Origin of the sequence: Micromonospora sp. NPDC048835, from assembly GCF_040649995.1 — a bacterium.
Lineage (GTDB): Bacteria > Actinomycetota > Actinomycetes > Mycobacteriales > Micromonosporaceae > Micromonospora.
Window position 1 is genome coordinate 1 of the sequence record NZ_JBEZGM010000020.1, and the last position, 16,646, is coordinate 16,646.

Below are 16,646 nucleotides of genomic sequence, written 5' to 3' on the forward strand. Positions count from 1 at the left end.
CAACCGACCCCGCCGTATCCTCGGCTACAAGAAGCCCAAAGAAGTCTTCGCCGAACTGCTGACCAGCCAGATTGCTTCCACCGGCTGAGCACGGGCCCGCCATCCGTGAACCCGAGTCGATCAACCGGCGGCACCCGCGCCGGACCGGGCAGATCAGGCGAGCGGGAGGTACACCCGGCCGCCGCCGGAGACGAACTCCTCCGACTTGTCCTTCATGCCGCGTGCCGCGTACTCCTTCAGCTCTTGGGTGATCTTCATGGAGCAGAACTTCGGGCCACACATCGAGCAGAAGTGGGCGGTCTTCGCCGGCTCCGCGGGCAGGGTCGCGTCGTGGTACGAGCGCGCCGTCTCCGGGTCCAACGAGAGGTTGAACTGATCCTCCCAGCGGAACTCGAACCGTGCCTTCGAGAGGGCGTCGTCCCAGGCCTGCGCGCCGGGGTGCCCCTTGGCCAGGTCCGCCGCGTGCGCCGCGATCTTGTACGCGATCACGCCCGCCTTCACGTCGTCCCGGTCCGGCAGGCCGAGGTGCTCCTTCGGCGTGACGTAGCAGAGCATCGCGGTGCCGAACATGCCGATCATGGCGGCGCCGATCGCGGAGGTGATGTGGTCGTACGCCGGAGCGATGTCGGTGGTCAACGGACCGAGCGTGTAGAAGGGCGCCTCGTGGCACCACTCCTGCTGGAGGTCAACGTTCTCCTTGATCTTGTGCATCGGCACGTGACCGGGGCCCTCGATCATCACCTGGACGTCGTACTCCCAGGCGACCCTGGTCAGCTCGCCGAGGGTGCGCAGCTCGGCGAACTGCGCCTCGTCGTTGGCGTCCGCGATCGACCCGGGGCGCAGCCCGTCACCGAGGGAGAACGTCACGTCGTACCTCGCGAGGATCGCGCACAACTCCGCGAAGTTGGTGTAGAGGAAGTTCTCCTCGTGGTGCGCCAGGCACCACGCCGCCATGATCGAGCCGCCCCGGGACACGATGCCGGTCACCCGGTCCACGGCCAGCGGCACGTACGGCAGGAGCACCCCGGCGTGCACCGTCATGTAGTCGACGCCCTGCTCGGCCTGCTCGATCACGGTCTCCCGGAACACCTCCCAGCTCAACTTCACCGGGTCGCCGCCGACCTTCTCCAACGCCTGGTAGATCGGCACCGTCCCGATCGGCACCGGCGAGTTCCGGACGATCGCCTCCCGGGTCTCGTGAATGCGCTTGCCGGTGGACAGGTCCATCACGGTGTCCGCACCCCAGCGGGTGGCCCAGGTCAACTTCTCCACCTCCTCGGCCACCGACGAGCTGACCGCCGAGGTGCCGATGTTGGCGTTCACCTTGACCAGGAACGCCTTACCGATGATCGCCGGCTCGCACTCCGGGTGGTTCACGTTGAGTGGTAGCACCGCCCGACCGGCGGCGATCTCGGCCCGCACCAGCTCCGGGTCGACGTTCTCCCGGATCGCCACGAACTCCATCTCGGGCGTCACCACACCGGCCCGCGCGTACGCCAACTGGGTGGGCCGACGATTGCCCACACCGCCCAACGGCGTGCCGGCACCCCGCACCGGCGCCACGTCACCCCGCTCGGCGATCCACGCGCCCCGCAGTGCGGGCAACCCCACCGACGGGTCCGAACCAGGACCGGACGTGTCGTAGAGCCGCACCGGCGGTAGGCCCCCGGTCAGCCCCACCTCCGCGAACGGCACCCTGACGTCCGGCCGCGAACCCTCGACGTACACCTTGCCTCGTGCGTGCATGACAGCCTCCCTGGTGATCAGGCGGACCAGCCGAAGTGGTTCAACGGCCCGCGCCCCGTGCCCAGCTCCCAGCCCCGCGCGCCGGTCAGCGCGCGGAGCACGTACTCCTTGGCGGCCCCCACGGCGGCCGGCACCGGATCGCCCAGGCCGAGCCGCACCGCGATCGCCGCGGAGAACGAGCACCCGGTGCCGTGGGTGTGCCGGGTCGCCACCCGGGGCGCGCGCAACAGGGTGGTGACGCCGCCGCCGTGCAGCACGTCGACCGCCTCGCCCCCGTCCAGGTCACCGCCGGTGACCACCACGTACTCCGGGCCACCGGCCCCCAGGGCCTCGGCGGCCACGACCATCGCGGCCACGTCGTCCACCTGGCGTCCGGTGAGCGCCGCCGCCTCCGCACAGTTCGGGGTCGCCACCCGGGCGTACGGCAGCAGCCGCTCCACCGCGCCCACCACGCCGAGCCGGTGACCACTCGTGGCGACGAGTACCGGGTCGACGACGAGCTGAGGCAGCCGGCCGTCCCGCGCCGCCTCGGCCACCACGTCCGCGATCGCCGGGGTGCCGAGCATCCCCGTCTTCACCGCGCAGACGGCGAAGTCGCTGAGCACGCTGTCCAACTGCTCGGTGACCGTGCGCGGAGGCAACGGCAGTACCGCGTCGACACCCCGGGTGTTCTGCGCGGTGACCGCGGTGAGGACGCTGGTGCCGTACCCGCCCAACGCGGCGAAGACCTTCAGGTCGGCCTGGATGCCGGCACCGCCGCCGGAGTCCGAGCCGGCAATGGTCAGCAGTGTTCGCGGGGTCATCTTTCCTCTTTGGTTGCGGTTTGGGTCAGCACAGGGGTGACCGCCTTTGCGAAGGCGCTGGTCAGGGTGGCGGCTGTTTCGATGGTGTTCTCTGCTCGCATGAGGGCCCCTAGTACTGCTACTCCGGTGGCTCCTGTTTGGACACAGGCGGTTACCTGTTGTGGTGTTTCGATTCCGCCGAGGGCCAGCACGGGTACCGGGCTGACCTCGATCAGCGTGCGGAGGCCGTCGGTGCCCAGGGGTGGGCCGTAGCCGGGTTTGGTCTTCGTCAGCCAGACCGGGGAGACGGTGGCGTAGTGCTCGGTGGTCAGGCGGTTCAGCTCGCTCCGGTCGTGGCAGGAGCGGCCGACCAGGGGGCGGGTCGGCGGCGGGTACGGGCCGGCGGCGGGCAGGTGCACGGCGTCGCCGCCGAGCGGGTCGGGCCCGGCCACGACGAGGGTTCCGCCGACGTCGGCGAGGATGGCACGCAGGTCGACGGCGAGGGCGGCCCGCTCGGCGCGGGGCAGGTCCTTCTCCCGCAGCACCACCCAGCGCACTCCCCCGGCCACCGCCCCCGCCACGACCCGGTCGAGCCCACCCCGCGCGACGAGCCGATCGGTCAGGACGACGATCCCGGACGGCGCGGTCACAGCTCGGGTCTCCCCTCGTCGGGCGTGGAGGCGAGCGCGTGGAAGCGACGCTCGATCCGGCCGGCGCCGGCGGCCAGACGCCCGGCCTCGACCGCGTGCCGCATGGCGGTTGCCATCGCCACCGGGTCGGCCGCCCGGGTGACCGCGCTCGCCAGCAGCACCCCGTCGCAGCCCAGCTCCATGGCCAGGGCCGCGTCGGACGCGGTGCCGATGCCGGCGTCGAGGATCACCGGCACGTCCACGACCTGCCGGATGAGTCGAATGTGGTGCGGGTTGCCGACGCCGAGCCCCGACCCGATCGGGGAGCCGGCCGGCATCACCGCGGCGCAGCCCACGTCGGCGAGACGGCGGGCGAGCACCGGGTCGTCGCTCGTGTACGGCAGCACGGTGAACCCGTCGGCGACCAACTCCTCGGCGGCGCGGAGCAGTTCCACCCCGTCGGGCAGGAGCGTCCGCTCGTCGCCGATCACCTCCAGCTTGACCCAGTCGGTGTCGAACGCGTCCCGGGCCAGCCGGGCCACCGTCACCGCCTCGGCCGCGGTGTGGCAGCCGGCGGTGTTCGGCAGCAGCCGTACTCCGCACCGGTCCAGCAGCTCCAGCAGCCCGCCGGTGGAGCCCGGTGCGGTGCCGACCCGGCGCAGCGCCAGTGTGACCAGTTCAGTGCCGGACGCGCGGATCGCCTGCTCCAGCACGTGCAGGTTCGCGGCCCCGCCGGTGCCGAGGATCAACCGCGAGGTGAACGTCTGCCCGCCCAGTACGAACGACACCCCGCTCACCCGCCCTGCGCCGCGGTGAGCACCTCGACCCGGTCACCGTCGCGCAGCGCCCGCTCCGGCCAGCCGGCCCGGGGTACCACCTCGCCGTTGACCGCGACCGCCACGCCGCGCGCGTGCGGCACGATGGCGCTGACCAGGTCCGCCACCGAAGCGCCAGCGGCGATGCTGCGCTCGGCCCCGTTCACCGTCAACTCCACAGCTTCCCCTCCGTCATTGGGTCAGGCCCGCCCCGGGCGACAGCGCCGAAACGGTCGGCACGAAAGGGCCCGAGCATCGGGTCGGGTACGCCGCCGAGCACCAGATCGGCGATCAGATCGGCGGTGACCGGAGTGAGCACGATGCCGTGCCGGTGGTGCCCGGTGGCGGCCAGGACATCCGGCCGGTCGGGCAGGGGCCCGAGGATCGGCGCGTTGTCCGGGGTGCCGGGGCGCAGCCCGGCGACCGCCTCGACCAGCTCGTACTCGGCGAGTTCGGGCAGCAGGTCGACCCCGGCGCGCAGCAGCCGCTGCACGGCACCGGCGGTGACGGTGGTGTCCGAGCGCTCCTCGACCGTCGCGCCGAGCACCACCTCACCCCCGGTGCGGGGCACGAGGTAGACGTGCTCGCCGTCGGCGTACCCCCGGATGACGTGCCGGAAGCCCGGCGCGACGCCGTCGGGCGTGCGGAGCCGGAGGACCTGGCCCTTCACCGGCCGCACGGGCAGGCCGGTGAGCGCCGCGGCGCCGCAGCCGGCGGCGATCACGGTGACCCCGGCGTCCACGTCGGACAGGTGCCGAACCGGCTGCGGCACGAGCACCGCGCCGGCCCGCTGCGCGGCCGTGCGCAGCGCCGGCACCAGCAGCCGGGGGTCGACCTGGTGGTCGGTGGGTGCGAACGCGCCGCCGCGCACCCGTGGGGCGAGCGCCGGCTCGCGGTCGCGCAGCTCGCTGGGGCGCAGCGGCGTCACGGGCAGCCCCAACCCCTGCTGGTACGCCCAGAGCCGGCGCGCCTCGGCCAGGTCGTCGCCGGTGAGGCCGACCATCAGGGTGCCCTCGGTCCGGTAGCCGATCTCGACTCCGGTCGTCGCGGTCAGCTCGGCGGCGAACGCCGGCCAGCGGGTGGCGGACGCCAGCAGCAACCCGGTCAGCTGCCGCTCGCCGAAGTACGCCTCGGCGACCGGGGAGAGCATGCCGGCGGCGACCGCCGACGCCCCCGAGCCGGGTGCCGGATCGTGCACCACCACCCGCAGCCCACGAGCGGCGCAACGCCAGGCGATGGCGAGCCCGATGGGCCCCGCCCCCACCACTGCCACGTCCGGCCGGACCCGGTCGCTCGACGGCGGTGACGGGGACCGGCCGGTCAGCACGTCAGGGCCTCGATCAGCTCCGCGGTCGCCCGTGCCGGGTCGGCGGCGGAGGAGACGGCACCGACCACCGCCACCCCGTACGCCCCGGCGGCCCTCAGCGCCGGCACCCGGGCGGCGGTCACCCCGCCGATCGCGATGACCGGAACGTCGACGGCCTCGACGACGGCGCGCACCCCGGCGGGCCCGATGGGGTCCGGCAGCCCGGTCTTGGTGCTGGTGTGGTGGCACGGCCCGACGCCGAGGTAGCTGGCTCCCGCCGCGACGGCCTCGCCTGCCGGGCCCGGCGCGCGGGCGGTGGCTCCCAGCACGCAGGTGGGGCCGAGCACCCGGCGGGCGGCGGCCACCGGCAGGTCGTCGGCGCCGACGTGACCACCGGCGGCACCCACCGCAAGCGCCACGTGCAACCGGTCGTTGACCAGGCAGGTCGCCCCGTACGACACGCAGAGCGCCAGCACCCGCCGGGTCAGGTCGTACGCCTCGCGGTCGGTGGCGGAGTCCTCGACACGCACCTGCACCACCAGGTCGGCGCGGGCCACGGTGAGGGCGGCCTGAACCACGGCGAGTGGGTCACGACCGGGTCGGGTGTCGGTGATGAGATGCAATCGCCCCAGGGACGGCACGGCAACGCTCCTCCCTGCGCCGGCATTATCCGGATCAGGTTCGACGGTCGGGGGCTGTCAGCCCCCCTCTCAGCCCGGTACACCGGGCTCCCGTGGGTTACTTGCGTGTCACCGTACGACAGATTCGCCGGCCTGCCAAGGCGCGGTCGGCGACGGCCGGCGGGGCGGGTCGGCGGGGTGGGCCGCCGGGAAACGAGCGAGATCCATGGGGCACTTCATACGGTCCTGTTCGGAATGTCGCCCCCCGTTGCAGAACCGTTACCCGTCCGCATCTTGCCCGACATCGAACCAGCCGAATTAATTTGTTCAGCGATTCGACAAAATGTCGGTGGGGGCACCCTGGCACGGTGTGACCACCGACTCCATCAGGGACGGCCTTCGGCGAGCCGACTCCCGCGAGCCCTGTCACTACGACACAGGAGGCGGCGTGTCCCGTTCTCGTCGTGCCCGCGTACCAATCACCGCAACCCTGATCTCACTGGCCATGGCCTCGACCACCCTGTTCGGCGCGCCTGCCCAGGCGGCCGCCCAGGTTCCCCCACGGGATGCGCAAGCCGCAGCCCCGGTCAGCCAGGTGGTGCCGAAGGCGCCAAAGGCCGCAGCAGTCGATCCCTTCTCCGTCCTGATCTTCTCCAAGACCGCCGGCTTCCGGCACGACTCGATCCCCACCGGCATCGCGGCCATCCAGCAGCTCGGCGCTGCAAACGGATTCACCGTGGACAACTCCGAGGACGGCGCGTCATTCACCGACGCCAACCTGGCGAAGTACAAGGCGGTGATCTGGCTCTCCACCACGGGTGACGTGCTCAACGCCGACCAGCAGGCCGCGTTCGAGCGCTACGTGAAGGCGGGCGGCGGCTACGTCGGCATCCACGCCGCGTCGGACACCGAGTACAGCTGGGCCTGGTACGGCGACCTGGTCGGCGCGTACTTCGCCAACCACCCGCAGAACCAGACGGCCACGGTCAAGGTGGAGGACCACGCCCACCCGTCCACGGCCGGACTTCCGGACCGCTGGTCCCGGTTCGACGAGTGGTACAACTACCAGTCCAACCCCCGGCCGGACGTGCACGTGCTGGCCAGCCTGGACGAGAAGAGCTACACCCCCGGCGCCGGCGCGATGGGTGCGGACCACCCGGTCGCCTGGTGTCAGGACTACGACGGTGGCCGGTCCTGGTACACGGGCCTCGGGCACACCCGGGAGTCGTACGCCGAGCCCCAGTTCCTGTCCCACCTGCTCGGCGGCATCCGGACCGCGGCCGGCGTCGAGAACGCCGACTGCGGCGCCTCGAAGACGTCGAACTTCGAGAAGGTCACGCTGGACAGCAACACCAGCAACCCGATGGAGCTGGACATCGCCCCCGACGGGCGGGTCTTCTACATCGAGCGCGACGGTCGCGTGCAGATCGTGAAGCCGGACACCGGCAGCACCGTCACCGCCGTCGACCTGGACGTCTTCACCGGCAACGAGGACGGTCTGATCGGCATCCGGCTCGACCCGGACTTCGCCACGAACAACTGGGTGTACCTGTACTACGCCCCGAACGACGGGGTCACCCGCAACCTGCTGTCCCGCTTCACGGTCACCGGCGACACCATCAGCCTGGCCAGCGAGAAGCAGGTGCTCCGGGTCGACACCCAGCGCAACACCTGTTGCCACGCCGGCGGCAGCATGACCTTCGACGGCGACGGCAACCTGTACCTGGCCACCGGTGACAACACCAACCCGTTCGAGTCGAACTCGTACTCGCCGCTCGACGAGCGGGCGGGCCGCCAGGACTACGACGCGCAGCGCACCTCCGCGAACACCAACGACCTGCGCGGCAAGGTGATCCGGATCCACCCGGAGGACGACGGGACGTACACGGTTCCGTCGGGCAACCTCTTCCCGGCCGGCACCGAGAAGACCCGTCCCGAGATCTACGCGATGGGCTTCCGCAACCCGTTCCGGATCGGCACCGACCCGAAGACCAACACGCTGTACGTCGGCGACTACGGGCCGGACGCCAACACCGACAACCCGAACCGTGGCCCCCGCGGCCTGGTCGAGTGGAACATCGTCACCCCGGGCAACTACGGCTGGCCGTACTGCACGGGCACGAACGAGGCGTACAACGACTACACGTTCCCGTCCGGCCCGAGCGGCGCGAAGTTCGACTGCGCCGCACCGGTGAACAACTCGCCGAACAACACCGGCCTGACCAACCTCCCGCCGGTGGTCCCGGCGACCGTCGACTACGGGTACGCCGGTGACGCGCGCTACCCGGAGATCGGCGGCGGCGGTGCCCCGATGGGTGGCCCGGTCTACCGCTACGACGCCGACCTGAACTCGAACCGCAAGTGGCCGGCGTACTACGACGGCAAGGCTCTGCTCGGCGAGTGGAACCAGAACAAGATGTACACCATGCAGGTGACCCCCGACGGCAAGTCGTTGGTGGACATCAACCAGTTGCTCACCGGCATGAGCATGATCCGGCCGATGGACTTCGAGTTCGGCCCGGACGGCGCGCTGTACCTGATCGAGTGGGGCAGCGGCTTCGGTGGCAACAACGACAACTCCGGCGTCTACCGGATCGACTACACCGCAGGTGACCGTGCGCCGATCGCGGCAGCGTCCGCCAACCCGACCTCGGGTCCGGCGCCGTTGGCTGTCACGTTCTCCAGTGCCGGCTCCCGGGACCCGGACGGTGGCACGCTCACCTACGCCTGGACGTTCGGCGACGGGCAGACCTCGACCGAGGCCAACCCGACGCACACGTACGCCACGGCGGGCAACTACACCGCCCAGCTCACCGTCACCAACCCCAAGGGCCGGACCGCGGTGGCGAACGTGCCGGTCACCGTGGGCAACACCGCGCCGACGGTCTCCATCGAGTTCCCGCCGGAGGGTGGCTTCTTCAACTGGGGCGACCAGGTCCGCTACTCGATCAAGGTGACCGACCCCGAGGACGGGCAGATCGACTGTGACAAGGTGCAGCTGCAGGTGCTGCTCGGTCACGACGAGCACGCCCACCCGCTGGAGCAGCACACCGGCTGCACCGGCACCGTCCAGACGTCGCTCGCCTCCGGGCACGGCGCCGAGGCGAACGTCTTCGCGGTCTTCGAGGCCACCTACACCGACGAGGGTGGTGCCGGCGGGTCCGGTGCCCTCACCGGCCGGCAGATCGAGGTCCTGCAGCCGAAGCAGAAGCAGGCCGAGTACTTCACCGCCACCGGGCGTGCCCCGGTGAGCACCGGCGGCGGCGACGCCGGCGTGCAGCGGGAAGCCGCCACCGACACGGCCGGCGGCGGTCAGAGCATCGCGTTCATCGAGGACGGTGACTGGTGGTCGGTCGCTCCGGCGAACCTGACCAACATCACCGAGATCCGGTTCCGGGCCGCCTCGGCCGCCGCTGGCGGTCGGATCGAGGTTCGCGCGGGTGCTGTCGACGGACCTGTGGTCGCCACGGCCACCGTGCCGACGACCGGCGGGTGGCAGACGTACACGGACGTGAGCGCACCGGTCACCGGCGCCGCGAGCGGCTCGCTGTACTTCCTCGCCCGCGACCCGAACGGCGGAAGCGGTTCGCTGTTCAACGTCAACTGGATGGACTTCGTCGGCCGCGGTGTCACCGAGAACGGGCCGCCGGTGGTCAGTGCCACGGCCACCCCGGCCACCGGCACCGCACCGGTCACCGTCGCGTTCGACGGCACGGCCACCGACGCCGAGGGCGACACCCCGCTGACGTACGCCTGGGACTTCGGTGACGGCGGCACGGCGACCACCCTGGACGCCAGCCACACCTACACCACCGCAGGCACCTTCACGGCCACCCTCACGGTGACCGACAGCAAGGGCGCCAAGTCGTACGCCACGGTGCCGGTGCGGGTCGACGCTCCGGACACGTCCTGCTTCGGGGCGCGTTCGGACGACTTCAACGGCAACAGCCTCGACAAGGAGCGCTGGAGCGTCGTCCGGGAGAACCAGCTCTACTCGCTCAGTGGCGGCGCGCTCCAGCTGCCCACCGCGGTGGGTGACCTCTACGGCGCTCGCAACGACGCCACGAACCTGGTGCTCCAGCCGGCGCCGACCGGCGCGTGGGAGATGACCACCAAGGTCACCCTTCCGGTGACGGCCAACTACCAGCAGGCAGGTCTGCTGGTGTACGGCGACGACGACAACTACGCCAAGGTGGACCTGCTGTACAACGGCACTCGTCGGGTGGAGTTCATCCGCGAGACGGCCGGCACGCCTCGCAACGAGGGCGCCGACGCCACCAACGCACCGGCGGGTGACACCGTGTACCTGCGGGTCACCAGCGACGGGACGAACCTGACCGCGGCCTTCTCGGGCGACGGACAGACCTTCACCCCGGTCGGCCGTTCGGCCGCGCTCGCCGGCATCACCAACCCGCGCATCGGGGTCTTCGCTCTCAACGGCGGCACCGAGGCGCCGGTCGTCAACGCGGCCTTCGACTCGTTCCAGGTGACGCCGGACGCCCCGGCCGGGCCGGTCGACCCGTCGGACGAGTTCAACGGCAGCACGCTGGACAAGTGCCGCTGGGACGCGATCCTGCGGGAGGACCCGAACGGTTACCGGGTCACCGGTGGCGCGCTGCGCATCGACGTGCCGAACGGTGACATCTACGGCACCGACAACACCGGGCCGAAGAACTTCATCCTCCAGACCGCGCCGTCGGGCGACTGGACCCTGGAGACGAAGGTCGACGGCAGTCTGCTGAACGAGCAGTACCAGCAGGCCGGTCTGCTCGTGCAGGCCGACGACGACAACTACCTGAAGTTCGACTTCATCGCGGACAACACGGCCGGCTCGGCGGTGACGCGGCGGATCGAGTTCCGCAGCGAGATCGCCGGGGCGGTGCAGAACCCGCAGCCGGAGGTGACCGGGCTCACCACCGCCGTGTGGTTCCTGCGGTTGGCGCGCACCGGCGACACGTTCACCGCGTCGTACTCGGCCGACGGGACGACCTGGACCGCGTTGACGGCGCTCACCAACGCCACGGTCGGGGCGACCCCGAAGGTCGGGCTGTTCACCCTCGGCGCCAACCAGACGGCGTCGAAGACGGCAGCCTTCGACTACTTCCGGTTGAGCACGAAGGTGGCCGACGAGACCGCGCCGGTGACCACGTCGGCGGTGTCCGGCACCCCCACCGAGGGGTGGCACACCGGGCCGGTGACGGTGACCCTCACCGCCGCCGACGAAGCCGGCGGTAGCGGGCTCGCCAGCACCGAGTACCAGCTGGACGGGGCCACCACCTGGACGGCCTACACCGCTCCGGTGGCCATCAGCGGGGACGGCGAGCACCAGCTCCGGTTCCGCTCGACGGACAAGGCCGGCAACGTGGAGGCGACGAAGACCGTCTCGCTCAAGATCGATGCCACCGCGCCGGTGACCTCGGCGACGTTCGCTCCGGCGAACGACGCCGGCTGGCACAACGGCACGATCCCGGTCGTACTGGCCGCCACCGACGCCGGTTCCGGCGTCAAGACGGTGGAGTGGTCGCTCGACGGTGGCGCGTGGACGCCGTACACGACGCCGGTCGAGGTGACCGGCGACGGGCAGCACGAGCTGCTGTACCGCTCGACCGACAAGGCAGGCAACGCCGAGACGCTCAAGTCGGCGGTCTTGAAGATCGACGGCACCAAGCCGACGCTGCTGGTGTCCGGGCTGGCCGACGGTCAGCTCTACGGCGACAGCCAGGACGTCCGGGTGTCGTGGCAGGCCGTCGACCCGAGCTCGGGCATCGCGTCCGTGGTCGGCCAGTTGGACGGTCAGACGTACGCCAGCGGCACCCTGCAGGCCATGTACGACCTGTCACTCGGCCTGCACGAGCTGACCGTCACCGCGACCGACAAGGCGGGCAACAAGACCACCTCGACGGTCCGGTTCTTCGTCACCACCTCGTTCCGGGACATGCAGAGTCTGCTGGACCGGTTCAAGGCGACGGGGCGGCTCTCGACCAAGGCGCACAAGCAGTTGTCGAACAAGCTCGACGCTGTCCGCGCCTCCGAGGCGGCCGGCGACGACAAGGCTGCCGTCCGGCAGCTGACCGCGTTCCGGACGCTCGCCTCCGACACCGCGCTGGTGGGCGAGGCGGAGGTCCGGGACGTCCTGATCCGGGACGCCGACGCCATGATCGTCCGGCTCGGCGGTGCGGCCAGCAAGGCCGGGGTCAAGGCGAACGATGGTGACCCGGTCAAGGGCACCGGACGGCTCGGTGGCGATGCCACCCGGCTGGCACCCGGTCGCCAGCTCTGATCCGACGAGGCCCCTCCCCGGCGCTGCGGCGTCGGGGAGGGGCCTCCCTCATCGGTAGTGAGGAGATGTCCGTGACGGGTATCCGCAAGGTGCTGGCCGCCGTGTTCGCCGGACTGGCCCTGGCCCTGTTCGCCGGTGCCCCGGCGGCTCAGGCCGCGCAGGCCGCCCCGGCGGCTCAGGCCGCCCCGGCGGCGCAGGCCGCCCCGGCGGCGCAGGCCGACAAGCTCAAGATCAAGGTGGCCGGCGACGGCGCCGAGGGCGTCACCATCCAGGCCAGCCACCCCGATGGCCGCCGGCTGGAGCAGGTGGTGCGGCTGGTCCTCACCGCCACCGGCCCGGACGGGCAGCGGATCGGGCCGGTGCAGTTGGATCCACAGCCCGAGGGGCACGGCTTCTACAGCAGCGGCCCGCTGCTCTCCACCGGCACGTGGAAGGTGACGGTGAGTTCTCCCGCCCCGCTGGCGGGTAAGGCCACCGCGACGGTGCAGGCGAAGGCGGCACAGTCACCGCCGGCGCCCGAGCCGGTCGCGGTGACCACACCGACGGACGACGCCGGCGGCGCCGGCTGGTGGCCGTTCGCGGCGGCCGGTCTCGTGCTCGTCGCCGTCGCGATGGGGGTGGCCATGCTGTTCGGCCGTCGACGCACCACCTGACCGACCGACGCACCACCTGACCGACCGGCGCACCACCTGACCGACCGGCGCACCAAGCAGTGACAACGACCGGGCCGGGCCGCTACGAGCGGCCCGGCCCGGACTTGCTTGATCGCTTGGTGATCGACTCGACATCCCTGAAGTCGGGGGGTCCCGCACGAGCGGTCACCCCGACTTCAAGAAACGCGAGTGGATCACGCCCGCCGCCCGCCGCCCCGCGGCGCACGCCACCACGCGGCGCGCACGCCACCACGCGGCGCCCGCCGCCACGCGGCGCACGCCACCACGCGGCAGGGCACCGCGACAGCGCGCGGTCAGAGGATGGCGCGCAGTGCCGCCAGATCGTCGTCGCCGGGCTCCCAGGTGCCGGCGGCGGCGTTGGCACGCACCTGCTCCGGCGTGGTCGCACCGGCGATCACCGAGGTCACCGCCGGCTGGGCGGCCAGCCCGCCGATCGCGACCTGGAGCATTGTCAGTCCCCGCTCGGCGGCGTACGCCTCGATCGCCTCGATGGTGTCCCAGTCGGCCGCGGCGAACCGCTCCGCGTACCGGCCACCGCCGGAGAGCCGGCTGCCGGCCGGGGGCTGCTCACTGCGCTTGTACTTGCCGGTGAGCAGACCGTTGGCGAGCGGGAAGAACGGCAGCATGCCGAGGCCGAACCGCTCACACGCCGGGATCACCTCGGCCTCCACCGAGCGTTCCACCAGGCTGTAGTGGTTCTGCGCGCTGATGAAGCGGGACCGGCCGTTCGACGAGGCGACCCAGTCCGCGTCGGCGATCTGCCAGCCGGCGAAGTTGGAGTTGCCCAGGTAGCGCACCTTGCCGTCGCGGACCAGGTCGTCCAGGGCGGCGAGGGTCTCGTCGATCGGGGTGCCCGGGTCGGGCTCGTGCATCTGGTACAGGTCGATGTGGTCGGTGCCGAGCCGGCGCAGCGACGCCTCCACCGCGCGGGCGATGTACCGCCGCGCACCACGCGCGCCGTAGTCCGGCCCGTTGAGGCCGTTCATGTCCATGCCGAACTTGGTGGCCACCACCACGTCGTCCCGGCGGCCCTTGAGTGCCTGCCCGAGCAGTTCCTCGGAGCCGCCCTGCGGCTCACCGTAGATGTCGGCGGTGTCGAAGAGGTTGATCCCGGCGTCCAGGGCCGCGTCCACCACCGCCCGGGTGCCGTCGAGGTCGAGTTTGCGGCCGAAGTTGTTGCAGCCGATGCCGACCACGGACACCACGAGCCCGGAGTCGCCAAGCCGGCGATAGGTCATGTCAGTCACGCGATCCACCCTATGCCGGGCGAACGGCGGCCACCTCGGCGGCAGTTCAGCCGACCACCTCGGTGACCAGCTCACGGGCGGCGTTGAGGGTCGCTGCCAGCTCGGTCGGACTACGGCCGGCGGCGCCGAGCAGAGCCTGCGCTCGCTGCTCGAAGTGTGGCGGGGCCCCGGGCAGCCGCCCTGCGGCCGCGATCATCCCCTTCTCGTTGACCAACCACCGGCCCGCCCGGGCGTGCAGCACCTGGGCGAGTACCCCTACCACCCGGAACAGGCAGCCGGCGACGTACCCGCTGTCCCCGCCGACGCTGGCCTTGGCCGCGCCGGTCAACAGAAACCCGGCCTCCCAGCCGCTGGCCACCAGCGCGTCGGCCAGCGCGGGCGGGTACTCCCGGGTCTGCTCCCGCAGCCGGGTCAGGTGGCCGGTCGGGTCCGCCAGCACCTGGCACAGCGCCACCTCGCCGACATAGGCCGACGAGTAGAACCCGAGCGGGTGCCCGGCCTGCACCCCGACCTCGTACCGGCCGGCCCGGCAGTCCGTCCAGACCCGGTGCACCCGGTCGAGGTCACGGTAGATCCAGTCCACGGCGATCCCACCGATCCGCAGCCAAGCCCCGCCGTCGACCCAGGGGCCCCATCCACCCGGGGCGGTGAGCGCGACGTCGGCGTCGTCGCTGACTGTCGCGGCGACCGCACGCAGCGCCGGCACGTCAAGCTCGCCCCGGTAGTACAGGCCCAGGTCCCAGTCGGAGTCCGGGCGCTGCTCGCCACGTGCCCGGCTACCACCGAGCGCCACGGCGACCACCCCCCGGACGGCGCAGAGCCGGTCGGGGAGGTCGGCGGGGATCACCCGACGTCCCAGACCGGTTCCGGGGTCTCCACCACCTCGCTGTCGCCTCGGAACAGCACGAACCTGTCGAACGAGCGGGTGAACCAACGATCGTGGGTGACAGCGATCACCGTCCCCTCGAAGGCGTTCAGGCCCGCTTCGAGCGCTTCCGCGCTGGCCAGGTCGAGGTTGTCGGTGGGCTCGTCGAGCAACAGCAGGGTCGCCCCGGACAGCTCCAACAGCAGCACCAGGAACCGGGCCTGCTGCCCGCCGGAGAGCGTGCCGAAGCGCTGGTCGCCCTGCGCGGCCAGCTCGTAGCGACTGAGCACACCCATGGCCGCGTGCCGGTCCATCCCGGTGCGGTGCTCGTCGCCCCGCCAGAGGATCTCGACAAGCGTCTTCGACATCAGCTCCGGCCGGTCGTGCGTCTGCGAGAAGTGCCCGGGGCGGACCCGGGCACCGAGGCGCGCCACGCCGTCGTGCACCACCGGAGCGAGCGCCGCCGCGCCGTCGACCGGCCCGTTGGCCGGGTCCGGATCGGTGCCGCCGCGGGCCAGCAGCCGCAGGAAGTGCGACTTGCCGGTGCCGTTGGCACCGAGCACCGCCACCCGGTCGCCGTACCAGATCTCCAGGTCGAAGGGGAATGTCAGGCCGTCCAGCTCGAGCTGTTCGCAGACGACCGCGCGCTTGCCGGTCCGTCCGCCGCTGAGGCGCATCCGGATGTCCTGGTCCTTCGGGGGTACGGGCGGCGGCCCGGCCTCCTCGAACTTGCGCAACCGGGTCTGCGCGGCCTGGTAACGCGAGGCCAACCCGTCGTTGTACGCGGCCTTCTGCTTATACATCAGCATCAGTTCGCGCAGCTTCTGGTGCTCCTCGTCCCAGCGTCGGCGCAGCTCGTCGAGGCGGGCGTGCCGGGCCACCCGAGCCTCGTGCCAGCTCGCGAAGCCGCCGGGGTGCACCCAGGCGCTGCCACCCTCGACGGCAACCACCCGGTCGGCGCTCTGGGCCAGCAGCTCACGGTCGTGCGAGACGTAGAGCACCGACTTCGCCGACTCGCGCAGCCGCGCCTCCAGCCAGCGCTTGCCGGGCACGTCGAGGAAGTTGTCGGGTTCGTCGAGCAGCAGCACCTCGTCCGGGCCGCGCAGCAGCAACTCCAGGGCGAAGCGCTTCTGCTGGCCGCCGGAGAGGGTCCGCACCGGCCGGTCCCGGACGGCGTCCCAGGGCTTGCCGAGCACGATTGTCGCGACGGTGTCGAAGAGCACCTCGGCGTCGTAGCCGCCGGCCTCGCCCCAGGCGCCGAGCGCGTCGGCGTACGCCAACTGGGCCTTGCCCGCGGCGGTGCTGAACTTGCCGTGGGCCTCGGCCGCGCGCATGGCCGCCTCGGTCCCACCGAGCCGACGCCCGGCCTCGCGCAGTGCCGGCGGGGCCAGCGACAGCGCCAGGTCGGCGAGGGTCGACTCGTCGCCGATCATGCCGATGAACTGGCGCATCACGCCCAGCCCGCCGGCCCGCGCGACGACGCCGGTACGCACCGGCAGGTCCCCGGCGACCATCCTCAGCAGCGTCGTCTTACCTGCTCCGTTCGGCCCGACCAGGGCTACCTTGCTGCCCTCACCGACCCGGAACGACACCTCGGCGAAGAGTTCCCGGCCGTCGGGCAGGATGTGCCCGACCGCTGCCACGTCCACGTATCCCACGCCGGGATCCTGCCCCAGCGAGGG

12 protein-coding genes and 1 riboswitch are annotated in these 16,646 nt (G+C 71.7%); of the genes, 2 read left to right on the forward strand and 10 right to left on the reverse strand.

All coding sequences use genetic code 11. The features are described from left to right. Positions 1–153: 153 nt before the first annotated feature. From thiC to thiE, 7 genes are all read right to left on the reverse strand, one after another. Positions 154–1,746: a phosphomethylpyrimidine synthase ThiC gene (gene thiC, locus AB0C15_RS22715; RefSeq protein ID WP_357354964.1), complete on the reverse strand. Its 1,593-nt coding sequence runs from the start codon at positions 1,744–1,746 to the stop codon at positions 154–156. A 17-nt stretch (positions 1,747–1,763) separates the two neighbouring features. Further along, complete coding sequence (thiD, locus tag AB0C15_RS22720; protein ID WP_357354966.1) at positions 1,764–2,549, reverse strand: bifunctional hydroxymethylpyrimidine kinase/phosphomethylpyrimidine kinase; 786 nt, start codon at positions 2,547–2,549, stop codon at positions 1,764–1,766. Next, a complete protein-coding gene (locus AB0C15_RS22725) occupies positions 2,546–3,178 on the reverse strand; it encodes a thiamine phosphate synthase (RefSeq protein WP_357354968.1) in 633 nt (210 codons plus the stop codon). The genes thiD and AB0C15_RS22725 overlap by 4 nt, the downstream gene beginning before the upstream one ends. After that, positions 3,175–3,954, reverse strand: coding sequence for a thiazole synthase (locus AB0C15_RS22730; protein WP_357354969.1), 780 nt, complete (start codon positions 3,952–3,954; stop codon positions 3,175–3,177). The genes AB0C15_RS22725 and AB0C15_RS22730 overlap by 4 nt, the downstream gene beginning before the upstream one ends. Further along, positions 3,951–4,151, reverse strand: a complete 201-nt coding sequence (gene thiS, locus AB0C15_RS22735; RefSeq protein ID WP_357354971.1) for a sulfur carrier protein ThiS — start codon at positions 4,149–4,151, stop codon at positions 3,951–3,953. Before thiS ends, AB0C15_RS22730 begins: the two co-directional genes overlap by 4 nt. Then, a complete protein-coding gene (gene thiO, locus AB0C15_RS22740; protein WP_357355113.1) occupies positions 4,142–5,296 on the reverse strand; it encodes a glycine oxidase ThiO in 1,155 nt (384 codons plus the stop codon). The genes thiS and thiO overlap by 10 nt, the downstream gene beginning before the upstream one ends. Then, positions 5,293–5,919 (reverse strand): thiamine phosphate synthase, encoded by a 627-nt coding sequence (thiE, locus tag AB0C15_RS22745; protein ID WP_357354973.1) that lies wholly within the window; start codon positions 5,917–5,919, stop codon positions 5,293–5,295. The genes thiO and thiE overlap by 4 nt, the downstream gene beginning before the upstream one ends. Next, a riboswitch (TPP riboswitch) is annotated at positions 5,914–6,023 on the reverse strand. Its footprint overlaps the gene before it by 6 nt. A gap of 323 nt (positions 6,024–6,346) precedes the next feature. On the opposite strand from thiE, the gene AB0C15_RS22750 reads away from it, so the two are divergent. Then, positions 6,347–12,178, forward strand: coding sequence for a ThuA domain-containing protein (locus AB0C15_RS22750; protein WP_357354975.1), 5,832 nt, complete (start codon positions 6,347–6,349; stop codon positions 12,176–12,178). 71 nt (positions 12,179–12,249) lie between these two features. Further along, positions 12,250–12,831 carry a hypothetical protein gene (locus AB0C15_RS22755; protein WP_357354977.1) on the forward strand — a complete coding sequence of 194 codons (582 nt, stop codon included), beginning with the start codon at positions 12,250–12,252 and terminating at the stop codon, positions 12,829–12,831. Positions 12,832–13,145: 314 nt separating this feature from the next. Here the strand turns inward: AB0C15_RS22755 and AB0C15_RS22760 are convergent, their stop codons facing one another. From AB0C15_RS22760 to AB0C15_RS22770, 3 genes are read right to left on the reverse strand one after another with little or no spacing between them, the layout of a single operon-like run. Beyond that, positions 13,146–14,108 (reverse strand): aldo/keto reductase, encoded by a 963-nt coding sequence (locus AB0C15_RS22760; RefSeq protein ID WP_357354979.1) that lies wholly within the window; start codon positions 14,106–14,108, stop codon positions 13,146–13,148. Between the two features lie 37 nt (positions 14,109–14,145). Further along, positions 14,146–14,946: a nucleotidyltransferase domain-containing protein gene (locus AB0C15_RS22765; RefSeq protein WP_357354981.1), complete on the reverse strand. Its 801-nt coding sequence runs from the start codon at positions 14,944–14,946 to the stop codon at positions 14,146–14,148. Further along, entirely contained in the window at positions 14,943–16,622 is a 1,680-nt protein-coding gene (locus AB0C15_RS22770) for an ATP-binding cassette domain-containing protein (RefSeq protein ID WP_357354983.1), read from the reverse strand. The genes AB0C15_RS22765 and AB0C15_RS22770 overlap by 4 nt, the downstream gene beginning before the upstream one ends. Between the last annotated feature and the right edge of the window lie 24 nt (positions 16,623–16,646).